At 71.0% G+C, this 23,685-nt stretch carries 22 protein-coding genes; 10 read left to right on the top strand and 12 right to left on the bottom strand.

Features of this window, described 5'->3' with window-relative positions:
• Nucleotides 1-2: 2 nt before the first annotated feature.
• Complete coding sequence (locus AABA78_RS10620) at nucleotides 3-308, bottom strand: hypothetical protein (RefSeq protein ID WP_338262851.1); 306 nt, start codon at nucleotides 306-308, stop codon at nucleotides 3-5.
• Nucleotides 309-470: 162 nt separating this feature from the next.
• Between AABA78_RS10620 and AABA78_RS10615 the strand changes: the two genes are divergently transcribed.
• The 3 genes from AABA78_RS10615 (at nucleotide 471) to AABA78_RS10605 (ending at nucleotide 3,980) form a co-directional block, all read left to right on the top strand.
• Nucleotides 471-1,937, top strand: a complete 1,467-nt coding sequence (locus tag AABA78_RS10615) for a pyridoxal phosphate-dependent decarboxylase family protein (protein ID WP_338262850.1) — start codon at nucleotides 471-473, stop codon at nucleotides 1,935-1,937.
• Nucleotides 1,938-1,993: 56 nt separating this feature from the next.
• Entirely contained in the window at nucleotides 1,994-2,713 is a 720-nt protein-coding gene (locus tag AABA78_RS10610; protein WP_171414864.1) for a glycosyltransferase family 2 protein, read from the top strand.
• A gap of 232 nt (nucleotides 2,714-2,945) precedes the next feature.
• On the top strand, nucleotides 2,946-3,980 hold the full coding sequence (locus tag AABA78_RS10605; protein WP_014400170.1) for a rod shape-determining protein: 1,035 nt from the start codon (nucleotides 2,946-2,948) through the stop codon (nucleotides 3,978-3,980).
• 42 nt (nucleotides 3,981-4,022) lie between these two features.
• Here the strand turns inward: AABA78_RS10605 and AABA78_RS10600 are convergent, their stop codons facing one another.
• Nucleotides 4,023-6,413, bottom strand: a complete 2,391-nt coding sequence (locus AABA78_RS10600; protein ID WP_338262849.1) for a tetratricopeptide repeat protein — start codon at nucleotides 6,411-6,413, stop codon at nucleotides 4,023-4,025.
• A gap of 584 nt (nucleotides 6,414-6,997) precedes the next feature.
• Between AABA78_RS10600 and AABA78_RS10595 the strand changes: the two genes are divergently transcribed.
• On the top strand, nucleotides 6,998-7,210 hold the full coding sequence (locus tag AABA78_RS10595) for a hypothetical protein (protein ID WP_338262848.1): 213 nt from the start codon (nucleotides 6,998-7,000) through the stop codon (nucleotides 7,208-7,210).
• Nucleotides 7,211-7,260: 50 nt separating this feature from the next.
• Nucleotides 7,261-7,455, top strand: a complete 195-nt coding sequence (locus AABA78_RS10590) for a hypothetical protein (protein WP_338262847.1) — start codon at nucleotides 7,261-7,263, stop codon at nucleotides 7,453-7,455.
• Between the two features lie 37 nt (nucleotides 7,456-7,492).
• Here AABA78_RS10590 and AABA78_RS10585 read toward each other — a convergent pair whose 3' ends face one another.
• From AABA78_RS10585 to AABA78_RS10555, 7 genes are all read right to left on the bottom strand, one after another.
• The gene (locus AABA78_RS10585; protein ID WP_338262846.1) at nucleotides 7,493-8,311 is read right to left on the bottom strand and encodes a c-type cytochrome; all 819 of its coding nucleotides are present in this window, start codon (nucleotides 8,309-8,311) and stop codon (nucleotides 7,493-7,495) included.
• Nucleotides 8,312-8,334: 23 nt separating this feature from the next.
• Nucleotides 8,335-9,453, bottom strand: a complete 1,119-nt coding sequence (locus AABA78_RS10580; protein ID WP_338262845.1) for a metallophosphoesterase family protein — start codon at nucleotides 9,451-9,453, stop codon at nucleotides 8,335-8,337.
• Between the two features lie 12 nt (nucleotides 9,454-9,465).
• Nucleotides 9,466-10,776 carry a cytochrome-c peroxidase gene (locus AABA78_RS10575; protein ID WP_338262844.1) on the bottom strand — a complete coding sequence of 437 codons (1,311 nt, stop codon included), beginning with the start codon at nucleotides 10,774-10,776 and terminating at the stop codon, nucleotides 9,466-9,468.
• A gap of 103 nt (nucleotides 10,777-10,879) precedes the next feature.
• Nucleotides 10,880-12,775 (bottom strand): cation:proton antiporter, encoded by a 1,896-nt coding sequence (locus tag AABA78_RS10570; RefSeq protein ID WP_338262843.1) that lies wholly within the window; start codon nucleotides 12,773-12,775, stop codon nucleotides 10,880-10,882.
• 297 nt (nucleotides 12,776-13,072) lie between these two features.
• Entirely contained in the window at nucleotides 13,073-15,076 is a 2,004-nt protein-coding gene (locus AABA78_RS10565; RefSeq protein ID WP_338262842.1) for a PAS domain-containing hybrid sensor histidine kinase/response regulator, read from the bottom strand.
• A gap of 8 nt (nucleotides 15,077-15,084) precedes the next feature.
• On the bottom strand, nucleotides 15,085-15,879 hold the full coding sequence (locus tag AABA78_RS10560) for an alpha/beta fold hydrolase (RefSeq protein WP_338262841.1): 795 nt from the start codon (nucleotides 15,877-15,879) through the stop codon (nucleotides 15,085-15,087).
• 103 nt (nucleotides 15,880-15,982) lie between these two features.
• Complete coding sequence (locus AABA78_RS10555; RefSeq protein WP_338262840.1) at nucleotides 15,983-17,359, bottom strand: bifunctional lysylphosphatidylglycerol flippase/synthetase MprF; 1,377 nt, start codon at nucleotides 17,357-17,359, stop codon at nucleotides 15,983-15,985.
• Nucleotides 17,360-17,550: 191 nt separating this feature from the next.
• On the opposite strand from AABA78_RS10555, the gene AABA78_RS10550 reads away from it, so the two are divergent.
• Together AABA78_RS10550 and AABA78_RS10545 are read left to right on the top strand one after the other, a co-directional pair.
• A complete protein-coding gene (locus AABA78_RS10550; RefSeq protein WP_338262839.1) occupies nucleotides 17,551-18,249 on the top strand; it encodes a hypothetical protein in 699 nt (232 codons plus the stop codon).
• Complete coding sequence (locus AABA78_RS10545; protein ID WP_338262838.1) at nucleotides 18,246-18,830, top strand: hypothetical protein; 585 nt, start codon at nucleotides 18,246-18,248, stop codon at nucleotides 18,828-18,830. The genes AABA78_RS10550 and AABA78_RS10545 overlap by 4 nt, the downstream gene beginning before the upstream one ends.
• Nucleotides 18,831-18,852: 22 nt before the next feature.
• Here the strand turns inward: AABA78_RS10545 and AABA78_RS10540 are convergent, their stop codons facing one another.
• Nucleotides 18,853-19,791 carry a LysR family transcriptional regulator gene (locus AABA78_RS10540; protein WP_338262837.1) on the bottom strand — a complete coding sequence of 313 codons (939 nt, stop codon included), beginning with the start codon at nucleotides 19,789-19,791 and terminating at the stop codon, nucleotides 18,853-18,855.
• A 98-nt stretch (nucleotides 19,792-19,889) separates the two neighbouring features.
• On the opposite strand from AABA78_RS10540, the gene AABA78_RS10535 reads away from it, so the two are divergent.
• The 3 genes from AABA78_RS10535 (at nucleotide 19,890) to AABA78_RS10525 (ending at nucleotide 22,044) form a co-directional block, all read left to right on the top strand.
• The gene (locus AABA78_RS10535) at nucleotides 19,890-20,360 is read left to right on the top strand and encodes a MauE/DoxX family redox-associated membrane protein (protein WP_338262836.1); all 471 of its coding nucleotides are present in this window, start codon (nucleotides 19,890-19,892) and stop codon (nucleotides 20,358-20,360) included.
• Complete coding sequence (locus tag AABA78_RS10530) at nucleotides 20,357-21,298, top strand: polysaccharide deacetylase family protein (protein ID WP_338262835.1); 942 nt, start codon at nucleotides 20,357-20,359, stop codon at nucleotides 21,296-21,298. The genes AABA78_RS10535 and AABA78_RS10530 overlap by 4 nt, the downstream gene beginning before the upstream one ends.
• A gap of 125 nt (nucleotides 21,299-21,423) precedes the next feature.
• Complete coding sequence (locus tag AABA78_RS10525; RefSeq protein WP_338262834.1) at nucleotides 21,424-22,044, top strand: hypothetical protein; 621 nt, start codon at nucleotides 21,424-21,426, stop codon at nucleotides 22,042-22,044.
• 1 nt (nucleotide 22,045) lies between these two features.
• Here AABA78_RS10525 and AABA78_RS10520 read toward each other — a convergent pair whose 3' ends face one another.
• Both AABA78_RS10520 and AABA78_RS10515 read right to left on the bottom strand, forming a co-directional pair.
• Nucleotides 22,046-22,945: a transglycosylase domain-containing protein gene (locus AABA78_RS10520; RefSeq protein ID WP_338262833.1), complete on the bottom strand. Its 900-nt coding sequence runs from the start codon at nucleotides 22,943-22,945 to the stop codon at nucleotides 22,046-22,048.
• 13 nt (nucleotides 22,946-22,958) lie between these two features.
• A complete protein-coding gene (locus AABA78_RS10515; protein WP_338262832.1) occupies nucleotides 22,959-23,663 on the bottom strand; it encodes a CHAP domain-containing protein in 705 nt (234 codons plus the stop codon).
• Nucleotides 23,664-23,685 lie beyond the last annotated feature (22 nt).

Raw genomic sequence — 23,685 nt, 5'->3', positions numbered from 1 at the left:
CGTCAGACGTGCGTCGCGCCCGGCACCAGCGCCAGCGGATGGGTCATCGACAGGATTTCCCCGTGATGCTGCTTGTCCGCGGGGACCAGCGGGCCGGTGCCCTCGCGCAGCACCACGGCGCCCGGGAGCACCCGGCCCACGGCGGACAGGGGCACCTCCTTCCAGTGGTGGTTGAAGGGCGAGCGCCGGACATAGATGTGCTCCTGGCCGATGAAGGCCACGTAGCCCAGCATCTTCCCGTCCGCCGAGCGGACCCGCATGCCGCCAATGATGGAGCGCCGCTCGAACGGCGTGTCGTCGAAAGCCATCGGTCGCCTCCTCCCGTGCGAGGGAAAGGTGGGGACGGTCCGGAGGCGCCGCGAGCCGCCCGGCCTCGAGCCGGCCCCCTGCCCGCCCGGCCCCTGGGTAGGAGGAGCGGCCTGGAGTTTCCCCGGGCCCGGAGGGGGCGCTCCCGTTAGCTTGCGCCCGTCATGACGACCCCCGTCTTCCCCCCGCTGCGTGCCGCCTACGACCCGGAGGCCTTCCGGGCCACCGCCCACGCCCTGATGGATCAGCTCGCGGACTACCTGAAGGCCGCGCTTGGAGGGGGCGCGATGCCGGTGCTCCCCTGGGCCCCGCCCGCGGTGAACCAGGAGCGCTTCGCCACGGCCTTTCCAGAAGAGCCGCCCCAGGAACTGGCTTCGGCCTTCGCGGGACTGATGGCGCGCGTGCTGGAGGGCTCGCACCACCTGCACCACCCGCGCTACGTGGGCCACCAGGTGACGGCGCCCGTGCCGCTCTCCGCGCTGTGCGACGCCGTGTCGTCGCTGCTCAACAACGGCATGGCCGTGTACGAGATGGGCCCCGTCGCCACCGCGATGGAGCACCACGTGCTCGCGTGGATGGCCGCGAAGCTGGGGCTGCCCTCCAGCGCCCGGGGCGTGCTCACCTCCGGCGGCAGCGCGGGCAACCTCACCGCCCTGCTCGCCGCGCGGCAGGCGAAGGCCGGCTACGACGCGTGGAACGGCGGCGCGCACGCGGGGCCGCCCCTGACGGTGCTCGTGCCCCGCTCCGCGCACTACTGCCTGGCCCGCGCGGTCCGCATCATGGGCTGGGGCGAGGGCGGCCTCACCCCGGTGGACGTGGACGACCACTTCCGCGTGCGGCCGGACGCCCTGGAGGACGCGCTCGCCGGGGCCACCCGCGCGGGGCGCAAGGCCATCGCCGTGGTGGCCAGCGCGGGCTCCACCGCCACCGGCGCCTTCGACCCGCTGGAACCCGTGGCGGACTTCGCGCAAAAGCACGGCCTGTGGTTCCACGTGGACGGCGCGCACGGGGCCGCCGCGTCGCTGAGCCCGAAGTACCGCGCGCAGGTGAAGGGCATTGAAAGGGCGGACTCCGTGGTGTGGGACGCGCACAAGGGGCTGCTCATGCCCGCGCTGGTGACGGCCGTGCTCTTCCGCGACGGGGCGCGCTCCTTCGACGCCTTCTCCCAGGAGGCCCACTACCTCTTCCACGGCGACGGCGACGACGCGCGCCCCTACAGCGACGTGGGCCTGCGCACGCTGGAGTGCACCAAGGAGATGATGCCCCTCAAGGTCTACGCGTGCCTGTCCGTGCTGGGCACGCGCGTCTTCGAGGAGGCCGTCACCGCGTCCTATGACCAGGCCCGGCGCTTCGCGGGCATGCTCACCGCCGCCCCGGACTTCCAGCTGGCGCTGGAGCCCGACTGCAACATCGTCTGCTTCCGCCACACCCCCGCGCACGTGCCCCCGGAGGGCTGGGACGCCCTCCAGGTCCGCCTGCGCGAGGCGTTGGTTACCCGTGGAAGTTTCTACCTGGTGCAGACGCGGCTGCCCCGGGGGGTGTACCTGCGTACAACGCTCATCCACCCGCTCACGGGGGACGCGGACCTGGAGGCCCTGCTGGACGCGCTCCGGATGGCGGCCCGGCCCTGAATTTTGTGTGCAAGGGAGTCGCCCGGACGGAGGAAATGCGATAGGGCGGGGCCGCCATGCTCGTCTCGCTCGTCATTCCCGTTTACAACGAGATTCCTACCCTGGCGGAAATCCTCCGCCGCTGCACCGCCGTGGACTTCCCCAAGGAGCTCGTCCTGGTGGACGACTGCTCCAAGGACGGCAGCCGCGAGTTCCTCCGCCAGCTGTCCGAACAGGGCCTGGACGTCCTGGGTGGCACGCCGAAGAACCGGAACGAAATCCGGGTGCTCTTCCAGGAGAAGAACCAGGGCAAGGGGGCCGCGCTGCGCCGGGGCTTCGCCGAGGCCACCGGGGACATCATCCTCGTGCAGGACGCGGACCTGGAGTACGATCCCAAGGACATCCCGCGCGTCATCCAGCCCATCATCGATGGCGAGGCGGACGTCGTCTTCGGCAGCCGCTTCATCGGGTCGCCGCGCCGGGTGCTGTACTACTGGCACACCGTCCTCAACAACGTGCTCACCACGCTCTCCAACATGACGAGCGGACTGAACCTCACGGACATGGAGACCTGCTACAAGGCCTTCCGCGCGGAAGTCCTGCGCTCCGTGCATGTGGAGGAGGACCGGTTCGGCTTCGAGCCCGAAATCACCGCCAAGGTGGCGCGCGGCGACTGGCGGGTCTTCGAGGTGCCCATCAGCTACCATGGGCGCACCTACGAGGAGGGCAAGAAGATTGGCTGGAAGGACGGCGTGCGCGCCCTCTACGCCATCGCGAAGTACTCCGTGAAGCGCTGACGTCCGCCCGGTCGCTGTCCGGGGGAGGATGCGGCCCGCTCTTCCGCGCGGGGCCGCGTCGAATGCGGAGAAGGGAACAGAGCGGCGGGTGCGGTTGGTTGTCCAGCGAGCGGCGCCCCAAGGGGGCTCCGGCTTTTCTTCCTCCGTATTGCGGCGCGTAGTAGTTTCGACAACGCACTCCGTCTGAAGGGCGGGGAAGTTTCGCGGCCCTTCCGAAAGTTTCCGTCCCCGTATGTTCGACTGGCTCCACACCCTGTTTTCGCGCGACCTCGCCATCGACCTGGGTACGGCGAACACGCTCATCTACATCCGCGGCCAGGGCATCGTGTCGAACGAGCCCTCCGTCGTGGCGGTGCAGCAGGACTCGCGCGGCGGCAAGAAGGTGCTCGCCGTGGGCAAGGAGGCCAAGGAGATGCTCGGCAGGACGCCGGGCAACATCGTGGCCATCCGGCCCATGAAGGACGGCGTCATCGCCGACTTCGAAATCACCGCCGCGATGCTGCGCTACTTCATCCAGAGCGCGCACAACCGCAAGACGCTGGTGAACCCGCGCATCATCATCGGCATCCCGTCCGGCATCACGGAGGTGGAGCGCCGCGCGGTGCGTGAGGCGGCCGCCAACGCGGGCGCGCGCGAGGTCTACCTCATCGAGCAGCCCATGGCCGCGGCGATTGGCGCGGGCCTTCCGGTGACGGAGCCCAGCGGCAACATGATTGTGGACATCGGCGGTGGCACGTCCGACGTCGCGGTCATCAGCCTCGCGGGCATCGTGTTCGCCAAGTCCGTGCGCATCGGCGGCGACAAGCTGGACGAGGCGATCATCCAGTACGTCAAGCGCAAGTACAACCTGCTCATCGGTGAGCGCACGGCGGAGCTCATCAAGATGGGCATCGGCACGGCGTACCCGACGGACGAGGTCATGACCATGGAGATCAAGGGTCGCGACCTGGTGGCCGGCGTGCCGCGCACGCTGACGGTGTCCAGCGACGAGGTGCGCGACGCGCTCGCGGAGCCCGTCAACGGCATCGTGGAAGCGGTGAAGCTGACGCTGGAGCGCACGCCGCCGGAGCTGGCCGGTGACATCGCCGACAGGGGCATCGTGCTGGCCGGTGGCGGCGCGCTGCTCAAGAACCTGGACACGCTCTTGCGCGAGGAGACGGGCCTGCCCGTGTTCCTCGCGGAGGACCCGCTGTCCGCCGTGGTGATTGGCGCGGGCAAGGCGCTGGAGTCGTTGGACATCCTCCGCCAGGTCTGCCAGCCGGGCTGAGGCTCCCCTCTTCCGATGCATCGTGACGGCGCCGGACCTCGCTCAGGGGTCGGCGCCGTTCGCGTTTCCGGGCGGTGGGGTGGCGGCGGCCCGGGGCAGCGGCAAGCCCGTGGGCGCGACGATGCGTGCCTCGCAGTTCGAGCGGCGGCCCTCCGGGTCGTCCTCCCTGCGGGACTGCTCCCGCACCAGGTCCCCCCTCAGCATGATTCCCAGCGGCAGGGAGTGCGGCATCTTCGTGTCCATCTTCGTGTCCACCTTCGTGTCCATGCAGGCGTCGAAGGCGCGCCGCATCCAGGAGCTGGCGGCGCGGACGGCGAAGCCGCCCAGGGCGTCCATGCGGGCCAGGCCGTCCAGGCGCTCCGTGAACACCGGGTAGCCCTCCTTCGCATTGCGCCGGGCGTGGACCAGGGTGGCGGCGGCGCGCAGGCCCGGGGGCAGGCGGCGGAGCTCCGGTCCAGGGACGTCCGAGGCGGACAGGACGTGTTGTCGCAGCGGTTCGCGCGCGAGCATCAGCGGCAGCGAGACATTGAAGAGCTGTTTCCCCCAGGCGTCGCCGGTGCGCGTGAGCTCCAGGGCGAGGAGCGCGAGGACCTCCGGGTCCAGCCGGGGCAGCACGGCCTTGGGGTCGCCCCTGGCCTCTTCCAGTACGCGCTTCGGGTCCAGCAGCACGTCCCGGGTGATGCGCAGCACGGCGCGGTCCACGGGGGACACCAGCGCGGCGAGCTCCGCGTCCTTTGGCGAGCGCTGGCCGGTGAGCAGGTCCAGCAGCGCCATCCGCTCCGGCTGCCGCGCCAGGGCGGGGGGAATCCAGTCGCGCATCACGTAGGACGTGTGCTCGGGCCCGGCGGCGGCGGCCGTGCGTCCGGCCAGCACCAGGAAGTCCCAGGTCCGGCGGCGCGGGTCCTCGCCGTGGCGGCGCACCAGGGTCGTCGCCGCGTCGCGCAGCCGCGCGCGCAGGAGGATGCGCACGTCCAGCTCCAGCGCCTTCAGTGTTTCTGGCGGGTGCTTCTGCTCGAGGGCGGTCAGCAGCCTCGCCGTCTCGGTGATGAACTCCTGGCGCTCGCGGTCCCCCCAGTCCGGCGGGTCCTCCAGCTCGAAGCGCCACCGCGCCTCCAGCCACGCGCGGTTCACCTCGGGCGAGTCCGGGAAACGTGTCGCCAGCTTCGCGTAGGCATCGACGGCGTCCGCGGAGCCCGGATGCGGAGGGCTCGCGCGCTGCAGGTAGAGGGCCGCCAGCGGTGAGTCCGGATGCTGCTGCGCGTGCTCCGCGTAGCGTGCGCGGGCCTGGGCCCCCTGGCCGATGAAGCGCATCAACTCCAGCGCCAGCGCCTGGGCCTCCGGGTCCTCCTGCCAGGTGTGCATCAGCATCGCCGCGTAGTCGCGCGTGTTGCGCCAGCGCAGGTCGGCCGGAAGGTTCGCGGGCACCTGCGTGTCCACGGTGAGCCACGCGTGCGCGGCCGTCTCCCGCGCCAGGGTGTTCCCGGGCTCCACCTCCGCGACGGCGGACGCCACGCGGCCCGCGGCCTGCCAGCGTCCCTCTTCCGCGAAGGCGCGCGCGGCGGCCTCCCAGTTCGCGGCCTGGACGGAGAGCCGCTCACCCGACTGGAGCACCATGGCGTTCTCCGGCAAGGACCGGGAGCGAGGGCTCGCGTAGGTGGCCTCCGCATCCGGGACCGCCTCCAGCATCGCCGCGCCCTTCACGTTGTAGAGGATCCGCTCGCCCTCCGTCGGGAGCACCACGTCCTCGAGGACCGCCTCCTGGCCGGGCCAGGTCGTCACCGCGCGGAGCAGGTCGTCGCCCAGCTTCACGCGCCCCTGCTCTTGCGTCCCGGGCGCCACCACCCAGTGTTCGCCGCCGATGCGCACGTCCACGGGCCGCGACAGGCCGTTGACGACCGTCACGGCGCGCAGGCTCCGCGCCTCCAGCCACACCGCGCCCGCCCCCGCGAGGGCACAGAGCCCCAGCGCCATCACGGCCAGGGCAGCCGCGCGGCGGCGAGCCCATCCGGGCGAGGGCGGCACCTGCCCGATGACCTGCACGGACGCCTTGTCGTCCGAGCGCACGAGGTAGCCGTCCAGCGGCCACACCGGAATGCCCAGCACCGTCACCGTGCGCTCGGCGACGTAGGGCGAGTCCGGGGCGGCGGCGCGCGGAGGAGCGCCCTTCCACCGGACGCCTGTCCCCAGCACGGAGGACGTGGGCGGCGGGCGACCCGCGATGACGAAAGCGCCCCGGTCCTCCACCAGCGCCGTCAGCAGCAGCCGAGTGGGCCCGGGCGGTTCAAGCTCCAGCCTGCGGCAGAGCACCGCGTGCACCGCCCACGCATCGCCCCGCGACAGCGCCTCCGACAGCGCGGAGTCTGGCAGGAGTTCCGTCAGACGCGGCGCGCGCTCCAGCAGGCCGCTGGGGTCCGAGACAGGGGTGAGGGACATGGCCCGCATTCAACCGGGGGCTGACGGGTGTGAAGCAAGCCCCCTGCCGTGAATCCCCTCAAGCCACGGCCCAAGGCCCTCGACCTCAAGAGTGTCTCCGCCATCGTCGCGCCAGGCCCCCGGACATCCGCGGGGGCCACCTCCCGCCCGACGCCGCTGTCCAAAGCTGTCCGACTGTCGGACAGGTTTCCACCGCTCGGCCGGGGCAGAGGGTCCCCTACCACGATCTTCCCAACTGGTCCGACTGTCGGACAGGTTCATGCGGCTCGGATGGAGCGGAGGTTCCCTGCCACGGGCTTCCCAACGAGTCCGACTGTCGGACAGGTCCGTGCGGAGTCCCCATGCCACGGTCCTCTCAAGTGGTCCGACTGTCGGACAGGTTCCTGCGGCTCGGCTGGAGCGTGCGCCCCCCGCCACGGTCCGCCCAACTGGTCCGACTGTCGGACAGGTTCATGCAGCGTCCCCCTGCCACGCTCCTCCCAAGTGGTCCGACTGTCGGACAGGTTCGTACGGTGTGCCTTTGGCGGGGGGAGGCTCCCCTTTGCCTTGAATCCCGTCAGGCCCCGGCCCGAAGCTCCCGCGCCATGGACGCCTTCGACCTCGTGATCATCTCCGTCATCGTCGCGCTCGGGCTGGGGCGCTTCCTCATGATGCGCGACCAGCGCCGCGCGCCCCCGGCGGAGGACGCCTCCCCTCGCAAGCCGACGCCCCAGCGCATCGCCGGGCGCGTCCTACTGGGGTACGCCTACGCGATGGCGCTGTTCCTGGTGGTCCGCTTCCTCATCAACCGGATGTGACGGGGACCGGCTTGCGCCCCCCCGTCCGAGCGCGCTTGATGCCTTCCCCCATGAACCCATGGCTCGTGTCGGGGGTGGTGTCCTTCGCGCTGGGGGCGTACCTGCGCCGCCGGGATGAACGCGGCCCCAGTGGGGGCCTCATCGACCGGCGGCGCCTGACGCCGCTCCAGGTCTTCTACAGCCTGCTGTTCGCGTATCCGTTCTGCGCGGCCTACGCGGCCCTGGACCTGTACCTGGGCCCCTGAGCGCCGAAGCACCGGAGCCCCAGGTCCAGCCCGGGCGTCAGTGCTTGCCATACTCCAGCTTCACGCCCTTGCGCTGCGCATAGATGTACGCCTCCATCGCGCGCATCTTCGGGTCGCCGTCCGCCAGCGGCTTGCCGCGCACCGGGTTCTCGATGCACCAGTTGATCATGTCGCGCAGCAGCGCCACGCGGCCCAGCTGCACCTGGTACTTCGGGTAGGTCTCCGGGTGGGTGTTGGCGCCGTCCGGATGGCACATGTCGCACGACACGCCCACCGTGCCGCCCAGCGCCTCCGCGTCATGGAACACGCGGTGGCCTTCCTTCACGGCGGCCTGCACGGAGTCCGCCCACACCTGCTCGTCGCGCTCGGAGTAGGCGCCGTAGGTGTGGCCCGTCTGGAGGTTGGCCTTCTGCTGCTGGGGCACCGCGCTCGCGCCCGTCTGCGCGCCCACGCCGCCCTGGCGCACGTCGTTGCCCGAGGACTTCGCGCCGGGGTTGGGCTGGGGCGCGGGCGGAGGACTCTTCTTCGCGGCCGGAGGCGTGGCCTGCGCCAGCACCGGGCCGGGCACGTCGTCCCAGTTCGCGTCCGGGTTCTTCTTGCGCCAGTCATCCATCAACTGCGCGGTGGCGGTGATGGCCTGGGCCCGCGTGAGCCTCTGGCCGTCCTTCACGCCGGGGACTTCCATGGACGTCTCACCGTCGCACAGGCCCAGCACCAGGTTGCCGTCCTTGGACGCGGGCAGGACGTGCCTGGGCAGCGGCTCAGGCTTCGCTTCCGGAGACGTGGCGAGCGCCACGCCGCCGGCGAAGGACAGGGCCGCGCACGGGACCACGAGCAGCTTCATTCGCAGGTTCATGGGAGGGGGTTCCTCTTCCGGTCCTAGTAGGTGGGCAGCTTGGGCTTGGGGGGCGCGGACTGCTTGCCGTTGGAGCCCAGGTAGCTGGCGCGCACGGTGATGGGGTCGCGCTGCCAGAGGTTGTAGAGCTTGTCCACGAGCCCCGACTCCAGCACGTCCATGCGGCCATCCCCGCAGCCGTCGAACTGGCTGAACGGATCCGCGCGGTTCATGGGCACCGTGAGCGTGGGCAGGCCCTCGGGCGCGTACGGCCACGGCCACGCGGTGGACAGCATCCCGTGGAAGGAGATGTTGCCGATGCGGTTGCTCAAGAGCTGGTGCGTGTGGCCGTGGATGACGGTGACCTTCTCGTACGGCTTGAGCAGGGCCTGCACCTCGTCCGCGTCGTCGGTCCAGAAGTTCCAGGGCTTGTAGTACTTGTAGAGCGGCGAGTGGCTGCAGACGATGAGCGGCGTGTTCTTCGCCACCTTGGCCAGGTCGTTCTGGAGCCACTGGCGCTGCTCGGCGCCCACTTCGAAGCGGGACTGGATGCCGTTGTCCAGGCCGGCGACGATCTTCATGCGCTCCATGGGGGAGAGCTTCCGCTCCGTCCAGAAGTCCTTTTCGTGGATGGAGTTGAGCACCACGAAGTGCACGCCCTTGTGGTCGAAGGAGTAGTTGGGCGCGCCGAACAGGTCGCGCCACAGCTCGCCCATGTCCAGGAACCAGTCGTGCTCGCCCACCATCATCTTGATGGGGGCCTTCACGGACTTGAGGATTTGAGCGCCCAGCTTGAGCTCGCCGGCCTGGCCCAGCTGCGCCAGGTCACCGCCGAAGAGGACGAAGTCCGGCTGGGGGTCCAGCGCGTTGACGTCGTCCACGGCCTTGAGGATGGCGCGCACGAAGCGGTCGTTGAGCTTGTTCTCGTACAGGTGCGTGTCGGAGATGTACGCGAAGGAGAACTTCGGCTTCTCCCCCTGCGCCTCCGCCACGTTGACCAACTGGAAGCTGTTGGGCGTGAGCTTGCCCATGCCCGCCACGATGCCCGCGGAGATGCCGGCGACGCGCATGAAGGCGCGGCGGTCCAGCTTCTTCAGGCCCTCGAAGAAGGCCTCGCGCTCGGCGTAGTGCTTCGTCTCGATGCTCTGGAACTTGTTGCCCATGGCGCGCCTCCGTTACCGCTGCTTCGTGGCCGTCACCGGGGTGACGTCGCCGTAGATGCCCAGGTCCGCCGGATTCTTCACGCTCAGGTCCGGGTTGGGCGCCAGGTCGCCCAGGTTGCCCTTCTTGCCCATGGCGATGGCGGTGTCCCGCTCCGGCCGGGTGTTCTTCCGGGCGCGCTGCTTCGTCAGCTGCTCCTTGTTGAGCTTGTCGAACTTCGTGTCCGTGAGCGTGAAGAGGAACGCCACCAGGTCGTCGATTTCAGGCTCCGTGAGCCCCAGGCGCTGCATCCCTCCGTCCAGGTAGGGATTGGCCACGCCGCCCTTGTTGTAGTGGTCCATCACGTCCCACAGCGTGGCGAGCGACCCGTCGTGCATGTACGGGCCGGTGATGCCCACGTTGCGCAGGGTGGGCGTCTTGAACGAGCCCACGTCGTTCTCCTGCTGGGTGACGAGGAAGCGGCCCAGCTCGGAGAACTCCGAGTTGAGCGCCAGCTCGTCGATCTGCTTCTCGTCGCCGGTGCGCACCACCTGCACGCCCTTGCGCGCCAGGGTGACGAAGTCCTGCTTGTGCGCGGCGACGCCGATGTTGTGGAACTTCTGGTCGCTGAACAGCGGGGAGACGGCGTTGCCCGCGTGGCAGGAGTTGCAGCGCGCCTTGCCGTTGAAGAGCGCCCAGCCGTTCTTCTCCGACGCGGTGAGCGCCTTGCTGTCGCCCATGATGAACCGGTCGAAGCGCGCGTCGCCGGAGAACTGCATCCGTTCAAAGGCGGCGATGGCGACGGCCAGGTCGTCGAAGGTGGGCTCGCGGCCGAAGACCGCCTGGAAGTCGGTGACGTACTCCGGGATGCCGCGCACCTTCTTCATGACGGTGTCCGCGTCCGGCATGCCCATCTCCCGCGGGTTGAGGATGGGCAGCTTCGCCTGGTCCTCCAGCGTGCCCGCGCGGCCGTCCCAGAACTGGGTGGCGTTGAAGAGGGCGTTGAGCACGGTGGGGCTGTTGCGCGTCACCTTCTGCTGCTTGACGCCCTCCGACAACGGCTTGCCGTCGGTGAAGCCCAACTCCGGCTCATGGCACGTCATGCACGCCACGGTGTTGTCCACCGACAGGCGCTTCTCGCGGAAGAGCTTCTCTCCCAGAGCCACCCGCTCCGGCGTGGGCTCCAGGCCCTTGGGCACCGACAGCCGCCACAGCGTCGCGGAGACGCCCGGCGGAAGCGGCGGAGGTGCGGAGGGGGCCTGCCGCGAAGGCGGAGACGCTGCCAGTCCCACGCCGGAGTTGAGCACCACGGCGAGCACCGTGACGACGCCCGAAGGCAGCCGCATGGACACCCCTCCCACCCGGCCTCTGGAATCGCCGCGGGACATCCGCGCGGTCCGGGCCCGGAAGGCACATTTCACGCAATTCACGCCAACCGTTCAACGGTCTCTAGGTCGCCGGGGTGGGGAGAGTGTCTGGGATTGGAACGTCAGACGTCACGGGCCGCCAGCCATGGGATGAAAGCCACGCATGGGCTTCCTCTCTCCGTCCGTGCGCGACGAGGAAGTCCACGCGGTCGCCGGCCACGGGGACGGCCGTCTCGTCGAAGAGCACGGTGCCCGTGGGGCGCTCCAGCACCAGCGGGACGAGCGCCTCCTCCAGGTTGCCGGTGGCGGGAGGGACGGTGGCCTCCACCTGCGGGGCCTCCAGGCGCCAGGACTCGCGGGTGACAGCGCCCTGCTCACAGCGGGCCACCCAGACGTCCAGGTCGCGCTCCGCGCCGAAGAGGACGCGGCCGCCCGTGGCGCTCACGGTGTCGGTGGATACGCCGACGTGCCCCCGGTGCAGGGCGGAGTAGCTGCGGGCGGTGCGCTGGAGGGCGCGCACCCGCTCGGCGAAGAGGAGGTTGACGCCTTCGTTGTGGGTGAGGCCCACGAAGCCCTGGCGGCCTTCGGGCTCGGCACGCAAGAGCGTGCGCTCGTCCAGCCCGTTGCCGAAGAGGACGCGGAAGCCCTCCTGCTGCGCGCGCTTCAAGGTCGCGTCGCTGGAGTCCACGAGCAGCACGGCCTCGCCGCGCGCCTGGAGCGCTTGCGCCACCTGCCGCGCGAGCGCGTTCGCGCCCAGCAGGACGTAGCCCTTCGGCACCACGCGGCGCACGCCCAGCAACCCCGCCACGACTCCGCCGGACAGCCCCTGCACCACCACCGTCACGCCGATGACCAGGAACACCAGCGCGCGCAGGGCCTGCCCCTCCTCCACGCCCTGGGCTCCCAGGCGCGTGGCGAACAGCGACGCCACGGCGGCGGCGACGATGCCGCGCGGGCCCAGCCACGCGATGAAGGCCTTCTCGTTGCGGGACAGGCCGGAGCCGGTGGTGGACACGGCGACGGCCACGGGCCGCACCACCAGCATCAGCACGAGCACCGTGACGAGCCCGCGCCAGCCCAACGCAGTCACCTGGGACAGCCGCATGTCCGCGGCCAGCAGGATGAAGAGCATGCCCAGGAGCATCAGCGTGAGCTGCTCCTTGAAGGCGAGCACCTCGCGGCGGGCGGGCACCTTGCCGTTGCCCACCACGAGGCCCGCCGCGATGGCGGCCAGCACGCCGCTCTCCGGCGCGAGCGCGTTGCTCACCTGGAAGGCGCCCAGCACCAGGGCCAGGGCGAAGACGTTGGTCATGTCCTCCGGCACCCAGGAGGACTTGCGCAGGCCCACGGTGATGAGGAGGCCCGTCACGCCGCCCACCGCGAGCCCCACGCCCCAGCGCGAGCCCAGCGCGCTCACCAGCAGCCACGGCCCTTCCTCCGCGTGCAGCGCCATGTCCAGCGCGACCACGGCGATGATGGCGCCCACGGCGTCCACGAAGATGCCCTCGGCCTCCAGCACGGTGGCGACGCGGTGGGTGACGCGGACGCGGCGCAAGAGCGGCGTGATGACGGTGGGGCCGGTGACCATCACCAGGGTGCCGAACAGGGCGGACACCATCCAGTCCCAGCCCATGAGGGCGCGCGCGGCCAGGGTGCCGCCCACGGCGGTGACGCCAGCGCCCAGCGTGACGAGCCGCTGGATGGAGCGGGCCTCGCGGCGCAGCTTGCGCACGTCCAGGCTCATGGCGCCCTCGAAGAGGATGACGGACACGGAGAAGCCCACCACGGTCTGGAGCGCGGGGCCCAGGGACGCGGGCTGGATGAGCCCCAGCCCTTCCGGCCCCAGCAGCACGCCCGCGGACAGCAGCACGACGATGCCAGGCACGCTCAGGTGCCGGGCCAACAACTGCGCCAGGATGCCCGCCACCAGGGACAGGCCCAGCGTCAGGGAGGGATTCGCGAGGGAGGCGGAGGCCATGGTTTCGCGGCGCACCGTAGCCGCGCGGCTCCCGCGTGCACGGACGTGGCCCGGTGGAGGGTTGGCCGGGAGACGAACCTCCGCGGCGCACCCCACGAACCTGTCCGACAGTCGGACAGGTTCCGGCGTTGTCCGCGACGCCTACAGGACCCAATCCCCCCGCGCGGGCATTCCAGGTCGGAGACGATTTCGCGCGCTTCGTGGGACAGAACCTCGACCGCGAGCCGAGGCCCTGACGCGCCAGGGGACGCGCGGGTCGCGCGGGCGGCGTTGAAGGTGAGCGCCCGCGCCGTCAGCTCAGGCGTCGGCCTCGCTCGCGATGGCGACGAGCGCCCCGACGAGGTTCTCCACCTCCCAGTCGATGGCGAACGCCGCGGCCTGCACCCGCGCGGCGTCCGGGGCGTTGCCGGTGAACAGCGCCCGGGCCCGGCGGAGGGCCGCCGCGAGCCCGTGCGCTTCGAGCAGGTGCAGGGTCCCCGCGAGGGCCTCGCACGCGCGCTCGTATTCGTCGCGGGCGCCCTTCTTGAGCGCCGCCGTGAGCGCCAGCCGGGCCTGCTCCAGCGTCTGGACGGAGGAGCGGGCCAGCGCGGAGCTCGCCCGCGCATCTCCCCCCGCCCACTGCCGGAGCTTCGTGAAGCTGAAGTCGGGCGCCAGGACCAGGGAGTCCTCGCCGGCCCCGGAGGCGCGGAGGGCCGCTTCCGGCGGCGGCGCGGGCGCCTCTGGAACCTCGCGGGAGGTGCACCGCGCCATCTTCCTGAACAGGACGCCCTCGTCGAAGGGCTTGCCGATGAAGTCCGTGAACCCCGAGGCCAGGACCTTGCTCTCCTGCCAGGCCCGCGTGGAGGCGGAGATGGCGATGATGGGAATCTGGCGGAGCCGTTCGTCCGGGAGCTGCCGGATGACCTTCAGCGCGTCGTAGCCATCCAGCACCGGCATGTGCAGGTCCATGAGCACCAGCTCGTAGCCGCCCTGGCGGAGGCGCTCCACCGCCTCGCGCCCGTTCCTGACGGCGTCGAAGGAAACGCCCCAGTGCTCGAACCAACGGGCGAGCACGTAGGTGTTGACCTCGTTGTCCTCGACCACCAGCACCTTCAGGCCCCGCAGGGCCTGCGCGGACGACTCGCCGCTGGGAGCCGTGCCGGCGCCAGCGCCCTTCGCCACGGCCTTCAGGCGCAGGTGGAAGGAGAAGCGGGTTCCCCTCCCCACCTCGCTCTCCACGACCAGCTTGCTGCCATGCAGCTCCACCAGCTTCCGGCTGATGGAGAGGCCCAGCCCCGTCCCGCCGTACTTCATCCCGATGTCGTAGTTCGCCTGGGTGTACTCCTCGAAGATGGCGGACAGGCGGTCCGGTGGAATCCCGATGCCCGTGTCGCTCACCTGGAAGGCCAGGTCATACGCATCGCCGTCCCGGGACTGGAGGGCCACGCTGACCTTGACCCCACCCTTCTCCGTGAACTTGAGCGCGTTGCTCACGAGGTTCGTGAGGATCTGCCCGAGCTTGACGGGATCCCCCAGCAGACTGGCCGGGAGCCGCTCGTCGAACTCCGTCTGGAGCCCCAGCCGCTTCTCCTCGGCCCGGGCGGCCTGGCCGTTCAGGATGTCGCCGAGCAGCTCGCGCAGGGAGAACTCGCGCTGCTCCAGCGAGAGCCTGCCTGCTTCAATCTTGCTCCAGTCCAGGATGTCGTTGACCAGCGCCAGCAGGTTGCCGGACGCGGAGCCGAGGATGCGCAGGTACTTCGCCTGCTTGTCGGAGAGCGGCGTCATCCCCAGCAGCCGCGTGGCGGCGGTGATGGCGTTGAGCGGGTTGCGGAGCTCATGGCTGAGGGTCGCGAGCAGCGCCGCCTTGGCCTGGGCCAGCTGTTCGGCCTTCCGGCGGGACAGCAGCAGCTCACGCTCATAGCGCTTGCGCTCCGTCATGTTGAAGAGCGTCGTCCGCACGAACCGCGGCCTTCCGAGCGCGTCCTTCTTCTGCACGGAGTTGATCAGCGCGGGCAGCGGACGGCCGTCCGCGCAGACGAGCTCCAGCGAGAGCTCGTGGACGAAGCCCTGCATCTGGAGCAGGGGCGCGTAGTGGGTCTCGTGGAAGATGCGGCCCGCGACCGTGAGCAGCTCCGAGAACCGTTTGCCGCCGAGCAGCGCCTCCCTGGAATGGCCCGTCCAGGTCAGGAAGGTCTGGTTGACCTTGATGATGCGCCCGTCCGGGCTCGTGGACAGGTAGCCGCACGGAGCATTCTCATAGAGTTCCTCCGCCGAGTCCTCGGAAGGCTCCTGCTCCTGTTCCGTGTCAGCGCCGCCTTGCATCGTCCCTTTCAGTAACCCAGGAACGGCTTCATCGCGGCGACCGTCTCTTCTGGAGCACTCAGGTTCGGACAGTGCCCGGTCGCCTTGAGGAAGACCAGCTGGCCCGCGGGCAGTTGCCGACACACGTACTGCCCCACCGCCTCCCCCGCGATGACGTCGTTCGAGCACTGGAGCACGAGCGAAGGCGTCTGGACCTTCGGGAGCTCGGCCCGGTGGTCGGAGAGGAAGGTCACCTTCGCGAAGTGCTTCGCGATGTCGGGATCCATGCGGCAGAAGCTGTTGGTGAGCTCCGCGCCAAGCTCGGGCCGGTCCGGGTTGCCCATGATGACCGGCGCCATCGTGCTGGACCAGCCCAGGTAGTTGTCGTCGAGCGACTCCACCAGCTGCAGGATGTCCTCGCGCGAGAAGCCTCCGACATATTCGCCGTCGTTGACGTAGCAGGGCGAGGGGCCGATGAGCACGAGCTTGTCGAAGCGCTCCGGCTCCTTGATGGCCGCCAGCACGCCCACCATCGCGCTCACCGAGTGACCGACGAAGACCACCTTTTCGAGGCGCAGTTCGCGGCAGATCTCCAGGACGTCCTCGGCGTATCCGTCCAGCGTGCCGTACCGGTTGCGGTCGTAGGCCGCGATGTCCGAGCCGCCAGCCCCCACGTGGTCGAAGAGCACGGTGCGGAAGTCCTGCTCGAACGCGGGCGCGACGAACCGCCACATGTTCTGGTCACAACCGAAGCCATGGGAGAACACCATGGGCCGCGCGCCCTGCCCCTTCACCTTGACGTTGTTCCTGGCGAGGACGTTCATGGATTGCTCCGATGCGGAGGGAAAGCTCCAGGAAGAAGTGAAGGAGTCCCCCCGCGTTGGATCCATTCTTTCCTGGCAGAAGAGTCCACCCCGGACAGCATCCTCAAGGCTCCGGGACGCGCAGGTCGCGGGAGCGCAGCAGCATGGCGGACGCCGTGGCCGGGGCGAGCACCGACGCGATGATGATGCTCCAGTCCCACGGGCCCCGCGCGCGGGCGGCGTTGAAGCTGACCGCCTGGAGCAACGTGAGACAGGCATCCGCGGTGGTGAGCCGTCCCAGCAGCGTGGCCAGCCCGTCGCGCCAGCGGCGCAAGAGCAGCAGCAGGCCCACGATGAGCGCCACGTCGAACACCACCCAGCCGTGCTGCACCCACGGCGAGGGGAACCAGTGCGCGCTCATGGGCAGCGCGAGCAGCGCCGTCCACGGCACCAGCAGCGCGGTCAGCGTGCGCACGAAGAAGCGCGGCCGGCGCAGCAGCGTCACGAGCCCGAACTTCACCAGGCTGCCCCGCGCGAAGGCCCGGAGCGCGTCGTACATCGCCCACGTCACCGGTTCGTCCTTCGGGTGGGACAGATAGAGGGGCACCCAGGAGTCAGGGCGGAACTTGGCCTTGAAGGAGCGCAGGCCCTCGAAGTCGAACAGCGGGCGCCCCGCGCTGCGCGCGAACCGCAGCCACGGCCGCACCGGGCCGGCCAGCGGCGCCAGCCCCAGCGTCACGTACCGGCGCCCGTTCACGGCGGCGGCGCGCATCGCGGCGTCCACCAGCGTCTCCGCGGTGCCGTTGGGCGCGGTGGGTTCGCGCAGGAGGTCCTGGAGGAACCAGCCGTCGCGCGCGTACACGGGCGTCACCGACAGGAAGCCCACCACGCGGCCCTCCACCTCCGCCACGAAGGCGCGGCGCTCGCGGGCGAAGGCGCCCGGGGCCAGCCCCACCAAAAAGCCCATGGTCGCCATGCGGCGCGACGCGAGCCAGTGCTCGGCCAGCACCTCCACCGCCGCGCGCAGCGGGTGGCCGTCCGTCTCCATCACCTCGGCGGGGACCTCGCGCACGCGCACGCCGTGGGAGCGCGCGCGGCGGAGCTGTTCACGCAGGCTGCGGCTGCCCTTCACCACCCGCTCCCAGTTCGCCGGGTCCCACACGGGCTGCTCGCCGATGGGCAGCTCCTCGAACGGGACGAGCCGGGAGAAGCGCGCCTCCGTGGCGAAGAAGCTCACGCGCCGGCCCGCGCTCCGGGCCGCCCGGTGGAAGGCCGCCACCACGTCGTGCACGCGCTCCGGCGCGGCGATGGGGCCTCCTCCCGCCACCCACGCGCCGCCCGTGTCCACGTAGGCGATGCACCCGTCCCCCTCCGGCGCGAACCAGTACTGGAAGCCCGGCTGGAGCACCTGGAAGGACGTCGCGTTCCAGCCGTGGCGCTTGAGCAGCGCCAGCACCCGCTCGCGCGCGTCGCCCGTGGTGTCCTGGGGGGAGTCGGCCATGGTGTTTGCGTTCAAACTACGTCCCACCGCAGCGGCCCGCCAGCCAAAGCCGCCCGGGGAGGCAGGGCCCTTCCTGGACGGACCGTGTGGAAGTGCACCCTCCCCGGGTGGAGCGCGCGGGAATGGATCCACTCCGGCGGCTTCTCCGCACTAAGGGAAGACGTCCCCGCGTTCTTCCGGAGCCGTGCACCGTGTCCCCACACCGTCTCATTCCGTCCACCGGGTTGCTCATCGCCGCGCTGCTGTTGCCGGCCGCGGCCCTCGCGCAGGTGCGAACCAACGTCGCGCGGCTGCTCACCTCGGACGCGGCGGAGGTCATCGACGCGCCGGTGGTGGGACTCCAGCGCACGGCGCTGCCGCTGTTCGCCGGGCTGTCGGTGGACACTTCGCTGTACGCGGACGCGCTGCTCGCGCCGAACCTGGGGGTGCGGTGGGCGGTGGCCGGAGGGCCGCACCGGGTGGTGCTGGGCGCGCGCTACACGCACTTCGTGGGCGCGTCCGCGTACTCCAGCCGCGTGGAGTCGCGCGAGCCCGCCATCCAGAGCTTCACTCCGGAGCTGTCCGGCCCGGCCTTCTACGGCGTGTATGGCCTGTCGCTGGGGCCGGTGCTGGTGCAGGGCGAGGCGCGCTATGCGCGGTACGACTCCGACTACCTGGCCTTCACCGGCGCGGTGGCGTGGAACTTCACCGGGGCGTGGTCGCTCATCGCGGAAGGGGGCATGCGCGTGAAGGGCGGCGCGAAGCTCAAGGCCGCCGCGGGCGTGCGCTACGGCGGCGAGCACCTCGGTCTGGCGCTGGGCGCGGCCTACGTGGACCTGAGCGACCCGGCGCTCCCGGGGCAGGACCTGCCCGTGCTGCCCACCTTCGACCTGTCCTGGAGCTTCCGATGATGCGGCGGTGCGTCGTGGGCCTATGCGGCCTGTTGCTGGCGTCGTGCTCGGCGGAGATCAACGTGGAGACGGCGCCGTTCACCCAGGCGGTGCCGGTGACGTCGGTGCTGGCGCCGGTGTACGCGGAGGTGGCGCTGGACCTGCCGGAGGAGACGCGGGACCTGTCGGTCGTCACCGTCAACACGGTGCAGGCCGCGCTCACGGTGGCCAATCCCTCCCCGGTCCTCACGCTGGAGCTGAGCGCGCGGCTGTCCTTCACCGGGCAGGCGGAGCCGGGCACGCCCAAGACGTACACGGAGGCCAACCTGCCGCCGTACTACGCGGCGTCCACGCTGCTGCTGGCGCCGCGCACGTTCGCGCCCAACAGCCGCACGCCGCTCACGGTGAACAGCCCGGCGCTGAAGGAGGCCCTGGGCCGGCAGCGCGTGTGGCTCATCGTGGAGAACACCGTCACGCGGACCAGCGGCCTGCCCACGGGCGGGCTGCCGGTGAACATCGTGCTGGAGAACATCGTCTTCAGCGCCAACGTCACCAAGACCTTCCCGGGGCTGGGTGGAGCGCTGGAGGTCGGCGGACTCTAGGGCCGGTGTCGCAGGCCGCGCATCACGGAGGAGGCTGGAGGAAGCGCGCGAAGGCGTGCACGCAGAACTCCACGAAGGCGCGTACCTTGGCGGGGACGAGCCGGCGGTGCGGATGGACGAGGAAGATGCCACGCCCGACCACCGGGGCCTCCGGCAGCAGCGTCACCAGCGTGCCCGCGCGCAGGTCGTCCAGCACCAGATAGCCGGGCAGGTTGGCGATGCCCCGCCCCTGGAGGACGGCCTGCCGCAGGACGAGGTTGTTGTTGGATTGGAAGGGCCCGGAGACCCGCAGGCTGTGTCTGCCTTCAGGCCCGTCGAGCTGCCACGCCATGGGCGAGTGCCCGCGCTTGAACGTCAGGCAGTCGTGCTCCAGCAGGGCGTCTGGCGTGCGCGGCGTCCCGCGCCGCTGGAGATAGGCGGGGCTCGCGCAGAGGAGGCGCTGCTCCGGGCCGAGGCGCCGCACCACCAACGTGCTGTCCTCCAGCGCGTCCGCGATGCGGATCGCCACGTCGAAGCCCTCCTCCACCAGGTCCACCCACCGGTCGCTCGCGTCCAGGTCCACCCGCACCTCGGGATGGACGGCCTGGAACGCGGCGGCCATCGCGCCGACGTGGACCTCCCCCAGCACCGCGGGCGCGGCGATGCGCAGGAGCCCCCGGGGCTTTTCATCCAGGGCCGTGACGGACAGCGCGGCGGCGTCCAACTCCGCCAGCACCCGGCGGCAGTGCTCGTAGAAGACGCTGCCGGCCTCCGTGAGGCTCACGTGGTGCGTGGTCCTCCGCAGCAGCCGCGCCCCCAGGCGCGACTCCAGGTGGGCCACCTGCTTGCTCACCGCGGAAGGCGTCAGGCCCAGCCTTCGCGCCGCCGCGGAGAAGCCGCCGTCCTCCACGGCCCGCACGAAGGCGTGCAGCGGCATCACCTCGTCGAAGAGCAGGGGGTTCGGCTTTTTCCGCTGGGGCACAGGCGTCGTTCCTCGGGACCACGTTCCCAATCCCGGTCCCCCGGCGCAAGAGAAGGGCATCGGGGACGCCCACCGCGTCCCCTTCTGGAGGAGCACCCATGCGGACACCTTCCCCTGAATCCGGACGCCTGTTCGGCCTCACCGACGGCGAGGCCGGTTACGCCCTGCTGCGCATCACCCTGGGCCTCAACATCCTGCTGCACGGCGTGGTGCGGCTGGTGGGGGGGCCCGGGGCCTTCGCCGACGGATTGGTGAAGGCCTTCGAGACCTCCCTGCTGCCCGGAGCGCTGGTGCGGCCCTTCGCGTGGGTGCTGCCCTTCGCGGAGACGGCGGTGGGCGCGCTGCTGCTGCTGGGGCTGCTGACGCGCCATGCGCTCGCGGTGGGAGGGCTGCTGATGCTGGCGCTCGTGTTCGGCACGGCGCTGCGGAGCGAGTGGGAGATGTTGAGCGTACAGATGCTCTACGTGAGCCTCTACGCCGCGCTGCTGGGCACCGCCCGCTTCAACGCCCTGGCCCTGGACCGGCTGCGCCTGTCCGCGCCGGCCGCGACGCCCCGGAGCGTCCCGTGAGCAGCCGGCGCCAGTTCCTGTCCGGTACCGCCCTGGCGGCCGGCGCGCTCGCGGTGCCGGGGGCCCTTGCCGCGCAAGCCCCCGCGCGCGGCACCCCGAAGGCCTCCGCGAAGAAGGGCTTCTGGCCGGGAGGAGCCCGGCTGGCCATCTCCCTGTCGCTCCAGTTCGAAGCCGGCGCGCAGCCCGAGCGCGGCGCGAGCAGTCCGTTCCCGCCCATCGACGCGAAGTACCCGGACCTGCCGGTGGCCACCTGGTACGAGTACGGCGTGAGGGAGGGCATCCCCCGGCTGCTGGAGATGTTCACGCGGCGGGGCGTCCAGGTGACCTCGCACATGGTGGGGCAGGCGGTGGAGCGCAACCCGGCGCTGGCGAAGGAGATCGTGGAGCGCGGACACGAGGCCGCCGCGCATGGACAGACCTGGACGCCGCAGTTCTCCATGACGCCCGAGGAGGAGCGCGCCTCCTACGAGGCCAACGTGCGCGCCATCCAGCGCGCCACGGGGCGGACGCCGGTGGGCTTCAATGCCTTCTGGATGCGCAGCACGCCCCGGACGCTGGAGATCCTCCAGGACCTGGGGTTCCTGTATCACATCGACGACGTGAGCCGGGACGAGCCCTTCGTCGTGGACGTGCGGGGCAAGCCCTTCGCGGTGGTGCCCTACACGCTGGGGATGAACGACATCCTCAACTTCGAGTCGCGCCACTACACCGCCGACCAGTTCGCGAGCGAGCTCAAGAACGAGTTCGACGCGCTGTATGCCGAAGCGGGCGAGCGCCGCAGGATGATGTCCATCAGCATGCACGACCGCATCTCCGGCAGGCCGGGCCGCGTGAAGATGCTGGAGGAGTTCATCCGCTACGCGCAGCGCCAGCCGGGCGTCTGGTTCGCGCGAAAGGACACACTGGCGCGCTGGACGCTGGAGCAGGCCGGAACCTGAGCAGCCGCCATCCTGGCCGGGCGGCGGTCCCGCGGGCGGTGTGGCCGTTTCCGGCCTCGGCGCTCCTTCTTCGCACCGATGGTTTTCGCAGGTCCACTTCCCCGCCATCGGATGGAGCGTCTCCCGTGAAGAAGGTGCTGCTGGCGTTGGGTTCGGTGGTGCTGATGCTGGGCTGTGGTGGCACGCAGGCGGAGTCCGAGGACCTGCCGCCCGGCGTCATGGAGCAGCGCGGCATCGATTGCGGTGCCGCGGGCGCGCCCACGTCCACGAACCCCGTCTGTGACGGAAGCTCGCGGTACGCGTACTGCGACCTCAACAACAAGGTCGTCACCGTGAGCTGTCCCAGCGGACAGACCTGCTCCGGCGGCAGTTGCACCGGAGGCACGCCCCCGCCCGCGGGGACGATGACGGACTCCCAGCCCGGCCCCGCGAACGGCCAGTGCACCATCACCCAGACGGTGGGCCGGTCCGCGGATGGAACGCAGATGACCGCCACCTGCACGGTGACGTGCGCGAAGACGGCCACCATCGGCATGTACAACCGGCTGTACTACTCGGCCACCGGGACCGGCGGCGCCGCCGTCTGCGTCTCACCGCAGAAGGGGGCGGGCAACATCAAGACCCAGAGCGTGCAGTGCACCGCGCCGTACGCGGCGGGCACGTACTTCGGCATGTGCTTCGCGGACGTCTACGTCGGCGGTGAGGGCGTGGCGAGCGCGCCCCTGACCCCGCATTGGGTCTTCTGACCTAGGGGCCGTCGTCCTCCGCGTCGTCCGCGCCCCCGTCATCCGCGGGGGCGCGGCCGAGCAGCCGGTCCACCTCCGCGTGCGCGCCCTCCGCCTGCGCGGGGCTGATGCGCTTGTAGGTCTTGAGCGCGTCCACCACGCGGTGCGCGTGCTTCCACAGCGCGCGCGAACCGCTGGCCGGCGAGCGCTTGCGCGGGGACGGCAACATCGCGGCGAGCACCGCGCCCTGCGCCACGGAGAGCTGGGACGCGGACACGCCGAAGTGCTCGCGCGCCGCCGCCTCAATCCCATACACGCCGTTCCCCCACTCCACCACGTTGAGGTACAGCGTGAGGATGCGCTGCTTCGTCAGCGCCTCCTCCAGCCGGTGCGCGAGCACCAGCTCCTTCAGCTTGCGAAACAGGCTGCGGTCCGTGGACAGCCAGAGGTTCTTCGCCAGCTGCTGCGTGAGCGTGGACGCCCCCCGCCCCAGCTTCCCCTCCTCCACCGCCTGCCCCACCGCGCGCGCCAGCTCCACCGTGTCCACGCCGTCGTGCAGGTAGAAGCTCGCGTCCTCGGAGAGCAGCACCGCGTCCACCGCGGGCTTGGACACCGCCGACAGCGGCACCCACTGCTGCCGGCGGCGCGGCTTGCGCCCGGCCTCGCGCGCCTCGCTGGCGCGCTGCTCGATGAGCGCCGTCGTCTTCGGGTTCTCCTTCACCAGCGGGCCCGCGTCCGGCAGCCCGACGACCGTGGCCGCCGCGGTCCCCAGGCCCAGCGCCAGCACGCCCCCCAGCACCCAGCGCGTCCACCGCCGTCTTCCGCGCGGCGGCGACGGCCGCACCTCCGGCGGCGGCGACGGCCGGACGGGCTCGGCGGGTTCGGGACTCAGGGCCTCGGGCGGACCTTCGACGGTGGACATCTGCCGGCCGTGTCTAGCGCCGCGCCGTCCGGGCGTCACCCTTCACGGTGAGCTTCGCGGACGCCAGCCGCGGCGGCTCGGGAGAGCGCCAGCGCTCGTCCACCGCCGCGAAGCCCGCCACCAGCTCGCCCGCCAGGTAGCCGCGCGTCTTCTTGCCCTTGCGGCGCAGCCAGTCGTTGAGGACGTGCCCCTTGGCGTCCTTGCGCGCCTCCGGCTGCAGCAGGTTGAAGCGCGAGCGCTTCACCAGCCCGCCCGACTTGTGCACGAACGTCACCGTGCCGTCCGCGCCCACCCGCTCCACGATGCCGATGTGCGTGAGGCCGTCGTTGAAGAGGCCGTCGCGGTTGCGGTCGAACGTGTTCTGGAAGAACACCAGCGCGCCCGGCGTCGGCGTGTCCGACAGCATGCCCAGCGCGCGCGCCTTGCGGTGGATGGCCGTGACGCCGTTCTCCTCCGGCAGCACGTCGTCCGGCAGCAGGTCCAGCCGCCGCTGCTGGAACGCCAGCCGCGTCATGCCCGAGCAGTCATCCGTCACCGCCGAGCTCATCTTCGCCAGCGTCGTCATCCCCACCCAGGACTTCGCCCGCCACAGCGCCCGCTCCGACAGTTGAACCACCGGCCGGGCCTTCTTCGTCGCCGTGACCTTGCTCGCGGCCTCCGCCGCCCCGCCCCACACCAGCGCGCTCACCAACGCGCCCACCCACACGCCTCGTCCCATGCGGACGCGACAGAGCAACCGC

Source organism: Corallococcus caeni (assembly GCF_036245865.1).
Classification (GTDB): Bacteria; Myxococcota; Myxococcia; order Myxococcales; family Myxococcaceae; genus Corallococcus; species Corallococcus caeni.
Note: the sequence above shows the minus strand (reverse complement) of the source record. Positions and strands in the feature narration are given on the sequence as shown.